We start from the raw sequence: 16,374 nt of genomic DNA, 5'->3' as shown, positions 1-16,374 counted from the left end.
CTCAGTTGAAATAGTCTAGCTATAGGTGAAAAAACTAATCCACAGCGTCTTATGTTAAGTATAGTAAAATTATTAAGAAAGGAAAAGTATAATGAATTTTTACTACATGTTCATTATACAAGGTGAATAAATGAAGAAATATATTGGACGTCGCTTACTTCAATTAATACCCATTATTTTAACCATTACATTTTTATCTTTTGGATTGATGCAAACGGCAGCGGGAGATGCAGTAGATGCTCTTTATGATAATGCTTTAAGTGGAGTGACTGAACAAGTTAAAGAGGAAAAAAGAGCTGAACTTGGATTGGATAAGCCCTTCATTATACAATATGGAAATTGGATAAAAGGAATTGTAGGTGGAGATATGGGAGTTTCCTATATTTCTAAAAAACCTGTATTTGAAACTTTTATTTCTAAATTATCATCAACTATCTATCTTACAATTACATCAATTCTGTTGACAGTTTTTATTTCTATTCCATTAGGAATATTAGCTGCAGTAAAAAGAAATCAGTTTATAGATTATTTTATTCGTATGATGAGTTTTATTGGAAATTCTATGCCAAGCTTTTTTATTTCTCTTTTGTTAATATACTTTTTTGCTCTAAGACTTAATATTTTTCCTGTAATGGGAAATAGTGAAGGATGGAAAAGTATTATTTTACCCGCATTCACCCTTGCCCTTGCCATGTCATCAAAATATACACGTCAGGTTCGGGCTGCAATACTGGAGGAACTCAATAAAGATTACGTGATAGGAGGTAGAGCTAGGGGTATACAGGAATCGGTAATTTTTTATGGTAGTGTTTTGAAAACCGTAATGATAAACCTTGTTACACTTTTAGCGTTATCAATTGGATCACTGCTTGGAGGAACAGCTATTGTAGAAACAATCTTTATGTGGGATGGTGTAGGAAAATTAGCAGTAGACTCCATTACCATGCGTGATTATCCAATGATTCAAGCATATGTTATCTGGATGGCTCTGATATACTTAGTAGTGAATTTAATAACTGATATTTTATACCATTACCTTGATCCGCGAATTAATATTGTAGAGGGGGAATAAGGAATGGATACTGCAATTAGGCAATCAGTAAAAATGCAAAAACAAAATAAATATCAGCATTATATAAATATAAAACTTTATATACTTTTAATAGTAGTGATAGCATTGCTGCTCATGACAGCCTTATCTTCTAAATTGGTACCATATGATCCATATGCACAGGATTTGTCAAAAGCCTTGCAAGCTCCAAGTAATCTTCATTGGTTAGGAACAGACCGTTATGGAAGGGATATGTTGTCTCGTGTGATGATGGGAGGGCAAATAACTATTTTTGCTTCGCTGCTGTTGGTCGCCATAATTTCATGTGTAGGAACATTGGCTGGTGTTATTTGTGGTTATATAGGAGGAAAAATTGATACTTGCATTATGAGAGCTTCAGATGTCTTTCTAGCTTTTCCAGGAATGGTATTTGCCATTGCAGTTGCTGGGGTTCTAGGAGGCGGAATCACAAATGCAGTAATAGCACTAGCATGTATATCCTGGCCTAAATATTCAAGATTGGCAAGAGGACAAGTGCTATTAATTAAAAATATGCCTTATATTGCAGCCGCTAAAATGAGTGGATCTAAAACCATAAAAATTATGCTTAAGCATGTTATGCCAAATATTGCAGGTACAATTCTAATAACAGCCACACTTGATATTGGAACAATGATCATGGAATTAGCAGGGCTTTCCTTTTTAGGATTAGGAGCTATGCCCCCAATTGCTGAATGGGGGGCTATGATGAGTGATAGCAGGAGTATGCTTCAAACATCACCTTGGGTAATTTTAGCACCTGGCTGTGCTATTTTTATATCAGTAATGTTATTCAACTTACTGGGGGATACTGTACGAGATGTATTAGATCCTAAAGTAAATTAAAGGAGAAGAAGAAATGAAACAAAGTAAGAGAATAGGTTGTATTTTGTTATCAACTCTATTTATTTTCATCCTGTTGGCTGGATGTGGGAAGATAACCTCAAATACAACAGAAAAAGTATTTAACTATGGAACCATGGCCTATGGCGTGGCTATGGGAAATGCTGGCTTGAATCCACATGATGGATATAGTGGATGGTCAGCTGTTCGTTACGGGGTGGGAGAAACTCTCTTCAAATTTAATTCATCTATGGAATTGGAACCTTGGCTTGCAAAAGATTACAAGCAGCTTGATGAGTACACAACTCAGATTAACTTAAGAGATGATGTATTTTTTTCTAATGGAAATAAAATGACGGGAGAAGCGGTTAAAGCTTGTTTTGAAAATCTAATTGATGTTCATGACCGAGCTCCTAAGGATTTGCAAATAAAATCCATAACGGCAGATGGACAGAGTGTCACAATTGTTTCTGAAAAGAAAGTTCCAGGACTTATGAATTATTTATGTGACCCTTATGGTGCAATTATTGATATGACAGCAGGTATAAATCAAGATAAAAATGTGGTGGGAACCGGACCTTATGTGGGGGTAAAGGTTACAGATGCTGAGATTGATTTAGAAGCTAACAAGAAATATTGGAATGGATCACCAAAGGTTAATAAGGTGAATGTTAAGAGCATTCCAGATGGGGATACTTTAACCATGGCCTTGCAAAGCGGGGAAATAGATGCAGCCCAAGGACTTCCTTATGTAAGTCTTAAATTGTTCCAAAGTGACAACAAATATACCATTAGTTCTACCAATACATCAAGAGTTTATCAAGCAGCTTTAAACTATAATTCAAAAATTATTCAAGATAATGCAGTTCGTAAGGCTATGGCCATGTGCATGGATAAAGATGGATTTACTTCTGTATTACTTCAAGGAAATGGAGGTCCTGCAGTTGGACCTTTTCCAGATAACTTTAAATTTGGTGGAAATGCTTTGGAAGATACTGGTTATGATATTGAAGGAGCAAAAAAACTTCTTGAATCTGCAGGATGGATAGATACAGATGGAGATGGTATTAGAGAAAAGAATAACCAAAAGCTATCAATTAACTGGCTTACATATACATCTAGACAAGAATTGCCATTATTGGCGGAGTCCGTTCAAGCGTCCTATAAAAAAGCTGGAATTGATGTTAAGATCAATGCAACAGATAGTTACAAGGATTTTTTGAAAGCTGGAAATTATGATGTTTTTGCCAATGCCTTTGTAACTGCACCTACTGGTGATACTCAGTATTATTTCACAACTCATGTAGTAGATGGCTCTGATTATAACAGGGGCAATTATCACAATAATAAAGTTGAGATAATGGTGGAACAGCTTCGTAATGAATTTGATTCAAATAAGCGAAGTGACCTTGCTATACAAATTTCTCAGCAGATATTGGATGACAATGCATATATCTACGCTTCTCATTTAAAAATGTCTTTTGTAATGAAAAAAGGGATAACTGGTTTTGCAGCACATCCATCAGATTATTATGAAATCACGGTTAATTTGGACAAGAATTAAAAGTATTGTCTATGAACTGAAAGGTGGAAAATATGCAGAAATCACTATTTGAAATGTGTAAGGTTGAAATCAGTTATAAGGATGAAGTCGTTGTACATGATGTAAGTTTAAAGTTGAAACCTGGTGAAATTCTGGGAATAGTTGGACAATCAGGAAGCGGAAAAAGTACCTTAATTAAAGCAGCTATGGGTCTACTAGGAAATCACGGTAAGATAAGAAAAGGAGAAATTTTCTACAAAGAAAATAACCTTCTTAATATTAAGTCTGAGTCATTAAGAAAAATGCGAGGAACGGAGATGGGAATGATTTTTCAAAACTGTGCTAGTGCCCTATGTCCAATTCGAACTATTGGTGATCAGTTGTATGAAATGATGGAGCAACATAATCAAAGAAATAGAAAAGAAATTATGAGCATGGCTATTGATATTTTTCATAGAATGAGTCTTGATGGAAGACGTATTTTGGAAAGTTATCCTTTTGAATTGTCAGGGGGAATGAATCAAAGAGTAGGTATTGCTATGGCTATGATGCTTAAACCAGATTTACTTTTTGCTGACGAACCTACTTCAGCCTTAGATGTCATCGCGCAAGCACAAGTAGTCAATGAATTAATAAAACTGAGAAATGAATTTGGTACAGCCATCGTAATAGTAACGCATAATATTGGTATTGTTTCCTATATGGCTGATAAAGTGGCAGTCATGTGTCAGGGACGTTTTGTGGAATACGGAGCTGTTAAAGATGTTATTTATCATCCTAGAGATGACTACACTAAGAGATTGATTCAGGCTGTACCAAAAATCAGAAAGGAATAAATCATGGATTCAGTGCTAGAAGTAAAAGAAATAAATAAAGCTTATATTAGTAGAGGAAAAAAGATTCAGGCAGTTAAGGATATGAGCTTTCAAATTTATAAAGGCGAATGCTTGGGTTTGCTTGGAGAAAGTGGCTGTGGGAAGAGTACAATAGCTAAGATGATTGCACGTTTGGAACCAGTGGATTCTGGAAAAATCTCTTTAGATGGAAAGGATATTACCTATGCAGCAGGAAAAATACTGAGGCAAGTATATAGATCGGTACAGATGGTATTTCAAGCTCCATTAGAATCCTTTAATCCAAGATTGAAACTGGGTGAAGGAATTATGGAAAGTATGATTAATCAAGGGATTTCCAGGCGAGAAGCAAAAGTAAGAGCGGGAGAATATTTGGAGATGTGTGGATTAACAAAAGCGTTTGCTAATAGATATCCACATCAGGTCAGTGGAGGAGAGTGTCAACGTGCTTCTATTGCTAGGGCAATTTCCATAAAACCAAAACTGCTGATTTGTGACGAAGCAACTAGTGCTCTGGATGTTACTGTGCAAGCACAAATCTTAAAACTTATGAAGGAATTAAAACAGGAAATGGACATGACCTATTTTCTGATAAGTCATGATATTGCACTGGTGCAGGAAATATGTGATCGTGTGTTAGTGATGTACCAAGGAGAAGTCATTGAAGAGGGAACTCCTAATGAAATAATAATGAATCCGCAGCAGGAGTATACAAAAAAAATGATTGATGCTGTATTTAAAATTAGTCTATGATAAAGTCAAGGTAAGTTGCATTATAATTAAAAGTACAAGAGCAAATAATTATTAGTAGTTACGTTTTATTGTGTAATAAATATATAGCGTAGCTACTTTTTTATGAATAAAAGATGATTAAAAGAAAAATATTGACTTAGAGTTGACTGTAAGGAGTATAATTATGTCAGAAACAAAATCAAATTAAGTTATGAAATAGGAAGAAGCTAAATATGAGCTATAATATGTATGTACAAATAATAGCACTTTCGGAAGCAGGACAATTAAATAACTTAAACACTTAGAAGACAATAGGAGAGAAGGAGATCATTGTAATTTCCAATGGAAGATTCGCTTCTGATTATTGTAATCACTATATAATATAAATTTACTTCGGAGGCATTATAATGAAAATAGCAGTAATAGATGCACAAGGTGCAGGCATTGGGCAAGCTGTAATAAAAAAAATTCGTAAAGAAATAGAAGACGATATATATATTATTGCACTTGGCACTAATGCATATGCTACCTCAACTATGATAAAAGCTGGTGCTGATGTTGGAATTAGTGGGGAAATAGAAATTAGTAAATTTTGCAGAAAAAATCAATTGGATAGTATAATAGGGCCAATTGGAATAATTTGTAGCGGTGGCATAAATGGAGAAATTACCCCTATGATTTCTAGTATAATATTCAATATGAGTTGTACTAAATATATACTTCCACTACAAAAACACGGTATTTTTATTCCTGGCACTAGAAATCTACAAATTAAAGATATAATTGAAGAAATTGTACTTGATATAAAACAGAATATTATTCATAACCACATTCATATAAATATTCTTAAGTAATTGTATTACAGATATAAAAAAGATGCGGCCATTAAATTGGCTGCATTTTTTTTACAAGCTCAATAGTTTGGATAATATAATCAACTTAAGAAAAGTGTTTATATTCACAAAATAGCTATCGTAGAATACATTGAAAATATAGAGTATACATTGGATATATTCTTAATTAATCCTATTAATTAAATATTAATCAAACGATTATAAATTTATATACGAAGGAGTTGTATTGAATGAGTAGATTTGATAATTGCGCTCAATGTACTAAAAGCTCATGTGAGTTATGCAATTTTATTAATGCTGATCCAGTAGATATAGAAAAACATGGTGCTAGATTATTAACAGTAAGAGTACAAGTAAACAACGTATGTTTTGACAAAAAAGTAGCTATTGCATGCATTATATATGACCGATGCCATAGGATACTTGCTTTTAAGGGCTTTGTTACAAAGGTATCCAGAGACCATGAATGTGGTAAAAATGCATGTGGAACTATTCAACGTAAAATAGTATTTGTTATTCCAGATGATGTTGAATGTGATCCTTCTGAATTAGAAGTTCGTACTGTAGGTAATTATATATATCCATGTGAATCAAACAAATAGGTGACTATGAAAGTACTCACAGAGTAGATAAATAAAAAATATCTATTCTGAGAGTGCCTTATTATAGAAAAAAAGTAATTATTGTTTTTCAGGAATATATTCATGATAGGGAGTATTAATTGTAACTCCGGTTTCATCAAATTTATAATTTGTATTTTCAAGAGGATTTAAATTGTTAACTAAATTCATTCCTATCGTATAAAGTGCGTCAGCTGTTTCTTTAGGATTTTGAAAGACAGTGCCAGCCATAGAGCCATTATTAATTAAATTTCTAGCTTCTTGTATTCCATCAATTCCGAAAACAGGAATGTATTTATATTTATCTCCTTTATTGTAATCATATTTTTGAAGTGCTTTAATAGCCCCTATTGCCATAGCATCATTATTGGCGATTATTGCTTCAATTTTATCTCCATATCTTAAAAATAACAATTCAGTAGAATCTTGTGCACACTTTTCGTCCCAGTAGCAGAATTTGGAAAGAATTTCTTGAGTTTTTATTCCAGCATTATTAATTGTTGAAATTGAATATAAAGATCTTGCGTCGGTTTCCGTATTATTGGCCGGACCTTTTAACATAAAATATTGCAATATGTTATCTTTATTTTTATCCATATTGTTTTTATTAGTGTTCCACTCGTTAACAACAAGGTTTCCTTGCAGAACACCAGATTGATTAGCATCTGTAGATATAACTAAAGCCTTGTTATAAGATTTTATTGCTTCGGTTTGAAATGGAACTACATTAAAAAAAATTACTGGAATGTTTTTTTCTTTTACTTTATCCACGACTGACTTTACAGTATCCTGGTCTAAGTTAACTAAGTTAACTAATAAGAGATTGTAATTGTTCTGTATAACTGAATCTATAAGTTCATTTTGTATATCTTGATTTCTTTTACCATTGTAAAAAGTAAAGGTAACATTATTTCCATTTTTATTCTGTATTTCTTCTAAATCCTTACGAACCAAGGAAATATAAGGATCATCAAAGGTAAATAATAACACAGCTGAATTAATTGTTTTTTGTGGAGAATTTTGAGCATAAGTATAAATATCATTTGCATTAACATTTACTATTGTTGTGGTTATAAATAGTGTCATGAGTATTTTTTTTAATATTTTCATGATAAATCTCCTTCTATGTAATGACTTAAATTTATACCATTTAGTATTAGCTTATCTAGTAATACAAAATCTATTCAAAAAATTAAAATCGAAAAATAATGAGCAGTATCAATATTTGTGATTATCAGATGTAGAAATTGCTAAAATATTTAAAATATCAAGACAAGCTGTAAATAAAATTCGAAGAATGGGTTTAAAAACTTAATTATTGACTTAGTAAAAGACAAGAAGTTGTTTTTAGATACTATCATTAAGAATACAAATCTGGAATTAAAATATAGTTATGATGATTCTGTTTATATGTTTTAAATTAAATTTGATTTATAGTTATTACTATATATCTTAGAATTTCTTAATGCTATTTTAAATTTATTTATATTTAAGATAATAACAACATAGTAAATCTAATGAAAATAATGTCTACTCATATTGAATTATATGGAAAAAAGTATATAAAAATATTTGAAACAACCATAAAGAAAGGTGAATTATGGAAGTAAGTTTTAAGATTTCAAAAGATGAATTAATAGATTTTCATATGGAATATATTGATGAAACGAGAATTTATAATAAGCAAATACGTTCGTATACTATATATGTTTCAGCAATATTGTTTGGAATAATACTTTTACTTAGAAGTTCTTTATATACTATAACTGTACTAATTTGCTACAGCGTATTCTTTCTATTTAGAAAAAGAATCTTTAAATGGAGATTAATGAAAAAAGTTTCTAAAATATATGAATCAGATATATATACAAACATATTTGAAACAACAAATTTGAGCTTTATAGATGACGGAATAAAAACTAGTACAAAATTTTCAGAGAAAATTTTTAAGTGGAGTTCCGTGAAAGGTTTGTATTTAGTAGCACAGTATATTCTTATAAAAACTATAAATAGTGAGGACTTATTGATTCCTATATTCTCTTTTAATTCCGTAGAAGACAGGGAATTATTCTTAGACATTATTATTAAAAATACAAATTTAGAGTTAAAAAAGCAATATCCTAATGATATTTAGAATGATTAATTTTTAACGAATATAAATAAAAACTATCTATTTAAGGTAGTTTTTATTTATATTTAACAATAAATTTATAATAATGCGGCTATAGCTCCAATTCCCTTTGTAAGAGCAGTAGCGACAGCTCCTAAAGCTGTCTCAGGTACTGAAAATATTATGGCAGCAACAATTGCAATAATTATTATGACGCCTATAGCAGGATTTTCCTTAACAAAATCAACTACGCTATCTACAGCAAGCTCAAAGTCCTCAAGTAATTTATCTTTATCCACTCTGAATTCAATTGATAGAGTTTCTGAAAGAGAAATTGTATCCTGCTCAGGTACTTTAAATGAATTTTCAAGCTCAATTTTTAAACTAGTACCATTAATTGAGGTTTTAATTGATAATTCCATATCTTTTGCTTTTGCGAGAATTGTTGATAATTCAATATTATCTTTATTTAAAGACGCTTTAAGATTATCAAGTGGAGTTTGTATATCAGCTCCATCAAATTCACCGCCTTTAAATTTTATAACCTTTGAATCATCACCTAATGCAGCTTTTATTGCTGCTCCTATGGTAATTTTAACAAATGCATTATTAAGTATTTCTATTTCTGCATCAGGTGATGAAAATTCTACCCCGAGTATTTTTGCAAAGCTGTGACTATTGAGGGCATCTAATACATCAACTGGAGAGACGCTTTTAACGCCGAGATCTTTACCAGACGAAATATTATTATCAATTTCAATATCAGCTGTACCATGTAAAGTAACTGTTGAAATTTGATCAAAGGCCCAATCTTTTGGAAGTGAATATCCAAGATTTCCACTAAAGCCAGTAGACATATCACATACAAAGCTACTACAAGAATATCCAGCACTGCTAACACGGCTACATACATTTCTAGGTGCATATATACCTATTTTAAAGATAGAGTTAGAACTAGTAAATTGCTCACTTATTGCTTTAAAATAAGGTAAAATATTAGAAGTTACATCATAGTCTAATGCATCGAAATCAACAGCAAAATATATTATTGTGTCTTTAGGAAAACCAAATTGGGCTGTTGCCAATAGCGCTGAAGTTGCATCTGAAATTCCTTGATCATATGAAAAATAATCTAATTTGTAGCCTCCAACTTCAAATATTGGGATAACACTTAGTCCATTATCAAATATAGTTTTTAATTCGTCGGAAGTCATTTTAAACCTTCCAGCAATTCCTCTCCATTTAAGCCACAAAAAGTTTGAAAATTCCATTTAACCATTGTTGAGTTTTTAAAACAATTTGATCCATAATAAATCACTCCTTTATTTTTGTTTTCATAATCTATAAGAGAATAAGGTGTGAATATGTAAACCTAAAAGTTTAATAAAGTAATAATATTTTTTCATTTCTAATTAAACTCATATGATAAAGAAGATGTTAGCTGCTAATTATGACCATCTTTTTTTATTGGTGAAAATCTAGTAATAGATGATTTTATGTAAAATAAAATTATTTACATCCAATGAAAAGCTTATGTTTTAAAAGTAGTTATTTTTAATATAAAAAGGATTTTAGGAAAGTTAAAGAAAAATTAAAGGAAAAGTATAGAAAGTGTGTAAGAAATAAATAATTAAAAAACTTATAATAATAAGTGAGAAGATATTTTTTTATAAAGTAAAACTTTTTAAGTAAAGTTTTGTAATCTGATTGAATTTAGTTGAACAGCTATTCTTAACTCTCATCTCTCTAGATAAGAGTTAAGAATGGTTAGATCACAAATAAATTTTGTTTATAAATTTATATATAACAAGAAAGTTAACATTTACAAGGACTCTAGAAGTAGGGTTCTTTTTTTATTTCAAATTAAGGTTTGCATAATTAATAAACAGTTTATTTAGGGTGAGGAAAAATGTAATTGAAATTATTAGAACATATTTAGGAGGTGTTAAATGGAAACAAAGTTATTACAAGAAATTATAATATTTCAGGATAATCAAAAAAACTTCATTGATATTTTAGCTTATTTTAATTCAAAAATTAAATACCTAAGCTATAAATTAAAATATCCTGAAGCAGAAACAGATCTCATTATTTACTTATATGAATTTCTAAAGTTAATAGATATAAAGAGATTTGAAACAGATAAAGATTCATTAATGTATATTAATAAATGTCTTGAAAACAAATCGATAGCGTTATTTCATCAGATGTTAAAAGATAAAGAATCAATGAGTTTTGCATCAGAAATAGAAATATTAGATGTAATTAATAGTGAAGATAAGAATGATGAATACTCAGATATTATTTTTAACGATTTAATTTCATCATTAAGTCCTAAACAAAAGAAAATTATATATTATAAATTTTATTTGCAATTATCTGATGTAGAAATTGCTAAAATATTCAAAATATCAAGACAAGCTGTAAATAAAATTCAAAGAATGGCTTTAAATAATTTAAAAACTAAATTGTTAGCTTAGAATAATTGTGAGACTATGTTTGATAAATTACTAAAAATAGCTGCAACTTAAGAGTTTTGGGCAATATCAAACTAGTATATACTTATAGTATATTTTATGCTTATCTAGACTCATACTATAATTCACAAGCTTGTGAGACTATTGACTATAGAACTATATACCAAGTAAAACCTTCAAGATTTCCAAATGGTATTAAGATAGAGTTTTTACTTGGTTATATATAATTATGATACTCTTTTAACCTCAAAAAATACACCTTCCACACAATAAATTAAAGTATTATCATCCTTGATTAAAAAAGCAGGTTGAAATTTATTATTATTCTCAGATACCTCTACACTAGTAATAGAATTATTATCAATACCTAAGGTTGAAAAGGAAACTTTATAATCTCTATCTAAATCCTCTCTTTTTATATCATGAATTGTATATTTAGGTTATTTATAAGACTCATCTCCAAAAGTCGCCAATTGTTCAGAAAAGCTCATTTTTAAGTCTATTATTTTTGATTCATCCGTAGTAGCATACACCTTAGAATGTCCTAATACTTTCTTTACTTCCCAGTTACCATAAAATGATTTCTGAGTTTTGTCATTATTTCTTTCTTTAGCAGTGTTTTGTGAGTTAGTATTAGTACTTGTAGTCTTTTTTTATTTCACAAAAATTGAGGTGAACTTAATACATGTATGGAGAAAATCAATATGGAACGATCACATATGCTACAAATCCTATAAGCTCTAATGAGGAAATTAAAAAATATATGGTAGACCTTAATCCATATGTACCAGCTTTTATATCAGAACTTCCAGAAGTTAAAGCCATTTATGATGTAGAGAGCTTAGAATTAGGATTGTTAAAATATCAGCTTAAAGATGTAAAAAAACAATTTAGAATAGATACAGCAACATGGGGCTAGACTGGTGGGAAAATAAATATGGAATTGAAACAAATTATCTATTAAGTTATGAAGAGCAGAGAGAAATCGTAAAAGCCAAAAAGTGTGGTAGAGGAACTACAACCAAAGCCATGATTAAAACTACTGCAGAAAGATTCTTAGGTGGAGAATGCAAAATAATTGAACACAATGAGGAATATTATTTTACTGTTCATTTTATAGGAGTAAAAGGTATACCTAAAAATATGCAAGCCTTTAAAGACATGTTAGATTTAATAAAACCAGCACACTTGGCGTATGACTTTGCGTATACCTATAATACATGGGGAATGTTAAAAGATTCAGGTCTAACGTGAGAGCAAGCTAAAAATATGACATGGGACGAAATTAGAACGTATGGTTAAGAAAAGGAGATGGATGTGAAATGCAAAAGACAGCGAATTTTGGTCTTAATAAGCCAGACTATAACAATGTAGCCGATATTTTTTCGGCAGTAAATGACAATATGGATATTATAGATAAAGAAATGGGATAAATAGGAAGTTAAGTAGATAATTTGAAATTGGATGCAGCTAATGTAACCTTTACGAGTTCAATTACAGCATTTAATCAGTTAGGTAAAAACAAAGTAAATTTAGCATTAGATTACCTTTTTCAATTAGCCAATAATGGGAAACAATACTGGGTAGACGTTATTGGTTGGCCTTTGGTAATTACAGATACATTTGCTACCCTAAAAAGTAAAACTCAAATAATTAAGAATACTATAGCCACAAATATAGTAAGTAAAGGCGTCGCTGCTAATAATACAGATTCTTTAAGTAGTTTAGCAGATGCAATTAGTAGAATTACTATAGAAGGCATGGGAGGCACTCGAATAAAAACAGGAATAGCACCAGTAAGCTTAAGCACTTACAAAATTAATATAGAAAACGATATTGATTTTATACCAAGGATTGTATTTGGTTATGTTCTATATGCTGATAATACTCCTGGCTCTTTTTTTGTTGCAGTAGCCCCTAAAATTATTGGAAATTCTGCTGGATTAAACAGAGGATCTGCACCAGATGGGTATACATATAGCATACCGTGGGACACTGCTGTAGATAATATTAAAGTCTCCCCAGATCCGGCTGGTAGTAAACAAGATAATCAATACCCAACAGCATATTGGATAGCTGTAGAATAAGAAAGAAAATAAGGAAAGTAGGTGGCATCATGCAAGAATCGGCGTAACAATTAAAACATAAGTAATAGATAAGCACAAATTAAGTGCTTTTTTATTGCTTATTTTTACACTATATTTAATGTAGTAAAAAATTACTAAAATTCTTAGATATAAAGGAATTTGTATTACGATTTTTGTTGGATTTTACTGAGATTACAATTAGAATAAGTATATAGAAAGAACGCGTGTTCATTTATTATTAAATATAAGGGAGAAATGATAAATGAAAAACTACTTTAAAAAGTTTAGTATAATGTTTGTAATGTTGTTAGCTGTTATAGGTGTTGGAGTAATTCAAAATGGAAGTGTTGCTAATGCGGCTACTGTTGGACAGCAATTAACAAGTCCAGAGGCTGGATGGAGACGAATTGATAGTGCAGACTCGAAAATTAAATATAATGGATTTACACAGAGGACAACAGGAGTTTCTAGTGCATATAACGGAACAGATGCATGGGCAAGTGCAAATGATTCACTTAATTTTAAATTTTATGGAACAAAATTGAGAATCATAGGGGTTTGCTACGTTAATTCATCAAATAACGTTAAAATTACTGTAGATGGCAAATCAGAAATATTTGATTGCACTAAATTTAATGGTTCAACTGCTGTATGGCAAGTATTACAATATGAAATGAATAGTTTACCACAAGGGATACATGAAGTAACAATAACAAATTTAACTACAAATTTATATTCGTATTACTTTGATGCTATAGATATAGACGACAATGGTTATTTAGTAGATCCAAATAAATCAATAACATTAAACAAATCATCAATAAATCTAAAAAAAGATGATTCAAAACAATTAAATGCAACAACAATTCCATCAGCTTTAGATGTAGTTTGGTCATCAAGTGATGAAACAATAGCTACGGTTGATGAAAATGGAAATGTTAAAGGCATTACAGTAGGTACAGTTACAATAACAGCTCAAATTAAAGGTTCAGAAACAAAAGCCACTTGTGAAGTTACAGTGACACTTAAGGATAAAAAACCACCTGTAGATGAACCTACTGGTGATGGGAACTTATATATAGAAATGGTAGACGGAAATATAAAACAAGCTCAAGACCTTGATGTAACTGATTTTATTAAATGGTTTAAAAATAGAGATTTAGATGATAATGACAATCCAATATATAAAATTAAAAATGCAAAAGGTAATGTTGAATATTTAGTACATGACAAAGTAGTTGCATTTGAAATAAGATAATAAAATATTTATATAAGACACTTACAGAAAATGTAGGTGTCTTTTGTTATGCAATAGCAAGAATGGGGGGAAAACTAAAGATAAAATATAAATAATAGAATAGCACAAATTAAGTACTTTCTTTATTGCTTATTTTTATATAAAAATTATAAGAAAAATATAGAAATAGTATGGAAAGTCTGTAAGAAATAAGAAAATAGTAGATCTATAATAATATTAGAAGCTAAAGAGAAAGCATTCTTTAATAAAAGATGCATTAAATACAAATGGTAAATGAGATTAAAATTTGATATTGCAATATTACAATTTAAAGTCCTATTAATAAGATTAATTGGTTAATATCTATTCAATAGATAACTATATTAGGTCAAAAGCCTAATATTAATAAGAATGTGAATGAGTACTTATTCTGTTTAATTTCTATTTTACTTGAATGATTAGAAATTACATGTACACTATATAAAAAATAATTATTAAAAAAGGAGAAAGATATGGAAGAAGAACAAACCAAAACACTTAATACATGGATCCAAAAGGCAAGTATGCATGAAGCTAGAACTAATCATGCTACAGAAGTGTTAAATGGAAAGATTTATGCTATAGGTGGAGAGACGAGAAGAACAGTAGAAGAATATAATCCAGAAACTAATACATGGACCCAAAAGGCAAGTATGGATGGAAGTAGAGCTGGTCATACTACAGAAGTGTTAAATGGAAAGATTTATGCTATAGGAGGATTTAGTCTTGTTTACTCCCCAATAGTAGAAGAATATAATCCAGAAACTGATAAATGGACCCGAAAGGCAAGCATGCATGAAGCTAGATGTAATCATACTACAGAAGTGGTAAATGGAAAGATTTATGCTATAGGTGGGGAAAATAATTCTGGCGACCTATCAACAGTAGAAGAATATAATCCAGAAACTGATACATGGATCCGAAAGGCAAATATGTATGAAGCTAGAACTAATCATACTACAGAAGTGTTAGATGGAAAGATTTATGTTATAGGTGGACGTGGTAGTGGTAGCCTATCAACAGTAGAAGAATATAATCCAAAGACCAATACATGGATTCACAGAGAAAGTATGTATAATGCTAGAGATAATCATACTACAGAAGTGTTAAATAGAAAGATTTATGCTATAGGTGGAGAGAATAGAAGAACAGTAGAAGAATATAATCCAGAAACCAATACATGGACCCAAAAGGCAAGTATGAATGAACTTAGATCTTATCATACTACAGAAATGATAAATGGAAAGATTTATGCTATAGGTGGACGTTATAGTACTTTCCTACCAACAGTAGAAGAATATAATCCAGAAACCAATACATGGACCCAAAAGACAAGTATGAATGAACCTAGATCTTATCATACTACAGAAGTATTAAATGGAAAGATTTATGCTGTAGGTGGACAAAGTGGAGGTAATATATTATTAACAGTAGAAGAATATACACCTTCTACCAATAATATATCTAATATAGCAATTAATAAAACATCATTAAATATGATTGTAGGAAATAGTGATACTTTAATAGCTACTACGACACCAGCGAATGTGGGAATAACTTGGTCATCAAGTGATGATTTAGTTGCTACAGTGAATCAAAATGGTAAAGTTACTGCAATAAAAGAAGGACAAGCAACAATAACAGCCACTATAGCTGATGGAAGTAATTTAAGTGCATCATGCATTGTGACTGTGACACTAAATCCTATAGTAGTACCACCATCTAGCGCTGTAGTATTGAGCATAGAACCAGAAAAACCTCAAATTCACCTAAAAGAAAGAGTATTAACAAACCTTGTAATAGACAATATAAAAGAAATAGCCGCAGAAGAAGTAAAAATTAAATATGATAATACTAAGTTAAAATTCTTAGGGGTGAATGAAATTGA

General features: G+C 30.5%; 16 protein-coding genes. 14 read left to right on the top strand and 2 right to left on the bottom strand.

Annotation, left to right across the window (positions count from 1 at the left end):
• The first annotated feature begins 130 nt into the window (after nucleotides 1–130).
• The 7 genes from nikB to CLPUN_RS00045 all read left to right on the top strand — a co-directional run bounded on the left by nikB (nucleotide 131) and on the right by CLPUN_RS00045 (nucleotide 6,518).
• A complete protein-coding gene (gene nikB, locus CLPUN_RS00075) occupies nucleotides 131–1,072 on the top strand; it encodes a nickel ABC transporter permease (RefSeq protein ID WP_077845355.1) in 942 nt (313 codons plus the stop codon).
• A 3-nt stretch (nucleotides 1,073–1,075) separates the two neighbouring features.
• On the top strand, nucleotides 1,076–1,936 hold the full coding sequence (gene nikC / locus CLPUN_RS00070) for a nickel transporter permease (protein ID WP_077845354.1): 861 nt from the start codon (nucleotides 1,076–1,078) through the stop codon (nucleotides 1,934–1,936).
• Nucleotides 1,937–1,949: 13 nt separating this feature from the next.
• Nucleotides 1,950–3,497 carry an ABC transporter substrate-binding protein gene (locus tag CLPUN_RS00065; RefSeq protein ID WP_077845353.1) on the top strand — a complete coding sequence of 516 codons (1,548 nt, stop codon included), beginning with the start codon at nucleotides 1,950–1,952 and terminating at the stop codon, nucleotides 3,495–3,497.
• Between the two features lie 32 nt (nucleotides 3,498–3,529).
• Nucleotides 3,530–4,312 (top strand): ABC transporter ATP-binding protein, encoded by a 783-nt coding sequence (locus CLPUN_RS00060; RefSeq protein WP_077845352.1) that lies wholly within the window; start codon nucleotides 3,530–3,532, stop codon nucleotides 4,310–4,312.
• Nucleotides 4,313–4,315: 3 nt separating this feature from the next.
• Nucleotides 4,316–5,083 carry an ABC transporter ATP-binding protein gene (locus CLPUN_RS00055; protein ID WP_077845351.1) on the top strand — a complete coding sequence of 256 codons (768 nt, stop codon included), beginning with the start codon at nucleotides 4,316–4,318 and terminating at the stop codon, nucleotides 5,081–5,083.
• A gap of 386 nt (nucleotides 5,084–5,469) precedes the next feature.
• Nucleotides 5,470–5,916: a DUF3842 family protein gene (locus CLPUN_RS00050; RefSeq protein ID WP_077845350.1), complete on the top strand. Its 447-nt coding sequence runs from the start codon at nucleotides 5,470–5,472 to the stop codon at nucleotides 5,914–5,916.
• 230 nt (nucleotides 5,917–6,146) lie between these two features.
• Complete coding sequence (locus CLPUN_RS00045; protein WP_077845349.1) at nucleotides 6,147–6,518, top strand: hypothetical protein; 372 nt, start codon at nucleotides 6,147–6,149, stop codon at nucleotides 6,516–6,518.
• A 78-nt stretch (nucleotides 6,519–6,596) separates the two neighbouring features.
• On the opposite strand, the gene CLPUN_RS00040 is transcribed toward CLPUN_RS00045, so the two are convergent.
• On the bottom strand, nucleotides 6,597–7,646 hold the full coding sequence (locus CLPUN_RS00040) for a galactose ABC transporter substrate-binding protein (protein ID WP_077845348.1): 1,050 nt from the start codon (nucleotides 7,644–7,646) through the stop codon (nucleotides 6,597–6,599).
• A 490-nt stretch (nucleotides 7,647–8,136) separates the two neighbouring features.
• On the opposite strand from CLPUN_RS00040, the gene CLPUN_RS00035 reads away from it, so the two are divergent.
• Nucleotides 8,137–8,670 (top strand): hypothetical protein, encoded by a 534-nt coding sequence (locus tag CLPUN_RS00035; RefSeq protein WP_077845347.1) that lies wholly within the window; start codon nucleotides 8,137–8,139, stop codon nucleotides 8,668–8,670.
• Between the two features lie 74 nt (nucleotides 8,671–8,744).
• Here CLPUN_RS00035 and CLPUN_RS00030 read toward each other — a convergent pair whose 3' ends face one another.
• Complete coding sequence (locus CLPUN_RS00030) at nucleotides 8,745–9,917, bottom strand: glycoside hydrolase domain-containing protein (RefSeq protein ID WP_242953999.1); 1,173 nt, start codon at nucleotides 9,915–9,917, stop codon at nucleotides 8,745–8,747.
• A 678-nt stretch (nucleotides 9,918–10,595) separates the two neighbouring features.
• Here CLPUN_RS00030 and CLPUN_RS00025 point away from each other — a divergent pair.
• The 6 genes from CLPUN_RS00025 to CLPUN_RS00005 form a co-directional block, all read left to right on the top strand.
• Entirely contained in the window at nucleotides 10,596–11,126 is a 531-nt protein-coding gene (locus CLPUN_RS00025) for a sigma-70 family RNA polymerase sigma factor (RefSeq protein WP_077845346.1), read from the top strand.
• 682 nt (nucleotides 11,127–11,808) lie between these two features.
• On the top strand, nucleotides 11,809–12,042 hold the full coding sequence (locus CLPUN_RS29310; RefSeq protein WP_341423529.1) for a hypothetical protein: 234 nt from the start codon (nucleotides 11,809–11,811) through the stop codon (nucleotides 12,040–12,042).
• On the top strand, nucleotides 12,033–12,377 hold the full coding sequence (locus tag CLPUN_RS29305) for a putative phage tail protein (protein ID WP_341423528.1): 345 nt from the start codon (nucleotides 12,033–12,035) through the stop codon (nucleotides 12,375–12,377). Before CLPUN_RS29310 ends, CLPUN_RS29305 begins: the two co-directional genes overlap by 10 nt.
• A gap of 200 nt (nucleotides 12,378–12,577) precedes the next feature.
• Entirely contained in the window at nucleotides 12,578–13,210 is a 633-nt protein-coding gene (locus CLPUN_RS00015; RefSeq protein WP_077845345.1) for a hypothetical protein, read from the top strand.
• Nucleotides 13,211–13,472: 262 nt separating this feature from the next.
• Nucleotides 13,473–14,468 carry an Ig-like domain-containing protein gene (locus tag CLPUN_RS00010; RefSeq protein ID WP_077845344.1) on the top strand — a complete coding sequence of 332 codons (996 nt, stop codon included), beginning with the start codon at nucleotides 13,473–13,475 and terminating at the stop codon, nucleotides 14,466–14,468.
• A 491-nt stretch (nucleotides 14,469–14,959) separates the two neighbouring features.
• Nucleotides 14,960–16,374: Kelch repeat-containing protein (locus tag CLPUN_RS00005; RefSeq protein ID WP_077845343.1), on the top strand; the 1,415-nt coding region annotated here is incomplete at its 3' end.

It is taken from the genome of Clostridium puniceum (assembly GCF_002006345.1).
GTDB classification, from domain to species: Bacteria; Bacillota; Clostridia; order Clostridiales; family Clostridiaceae; genus Clostridium; species Clostridium puniceum.
Note: the sequence above shows the minus strand (reverse complement) of the source record. Positions and strands in the feature narration are given on the sequence as shown.

Coding starts and splice junctions, on each gene's coding strand:
- CLPUN_RS29310 (WP_341423529.1), top strand. CDS start 11,809: ATGTATGGAGAAAATCAATATGGAACGATCACATATGCTACAAATCCT.
- CLPUN_RS00035 (WP_077845347.1), top strand. CDS start 8,137: ATGGAAGTAAGTTTTAAGATTTCAAAAGATGAATTAATAGATTTTCAT.
- CLPUN_RS00040 (WP_077845348.1), bottom strand. CDS start 7,646: ATGAAAATATTAAAAAAAATACTCATGACACTATTTATAACCACAACA.
- CLPUN_RS00050 (WP_077845350.1), top strand. CDS start 5,470: ATGAAAATAGCAGTAATAGATGCACAAGGTGCAGGCATTGGGCAAGCT.
- CLPUN_RS00065 (WP_077845353.1), top strand. CDS start 1,950: ATGAAACAAAGTAAGAGAATAGGTTGTATTTTGTTATCAACTCTATTT.
- CLPUN_RS29305 (WP_341423528.1), top strand. CDS start 12,033: ATGGGGCTAGACTGGTGGGAAAATAAATATGGAATTGAAACAAATTAT.
- CLPUN_RS00060 (WP_077845352.1), top strand. CDS start 3,530: ATGCAGAAATCACTATTTGAAATGTGTAAGGTTGAAATCAGTTATAAG.
- CLPUN_RS00025 (WP_077845346.1), top strand. CDS start 10,596: ATGGAAACAAAGTTATTACAAGAAATTATAATATTTCAGGATAATCAA.
- CLPUN_RS00030 (WP_242953999.1), bottom strand. CDS start 9,917: ATGGAATTTTCAAACTTTTTGTGGCTTAAATGGAGAGGAATTGCTGGA.
- CLPUN_RS00055 (WP_077845351.1), top strand. CDS start 4,316: ATGGATTCAGTGCTAGAAGTAAAAGAAATAAATAAAGCTTATATTAGT.
- nikB (WP_077845355.1), top strand. CDS start 131: ATGAAGAAATATATTGGACGTCGCTTACTTCAATTAATACCCATTATT.
- CLPUN_RS00045 (WP_077845349.1), top strand. CDS start 6,147: ATGAGTAGATTTGATAATTGCGCTCAATGTACTAAAAGCTCATGTGAG.
- nikC (WP_077845354.1), top strand. CDS start 1,076: ATGGATACTGCAATTAGGCAATCAGTAAAAATGCAAAAACAAAATAAA.
- CLPUN_RS00010 (WP_077845344.1), top strand. CDS start 13,473: ATGAAAAACTACTTTAAAAAGTTTAGTATAATGTTTGTAATGTTGTTA.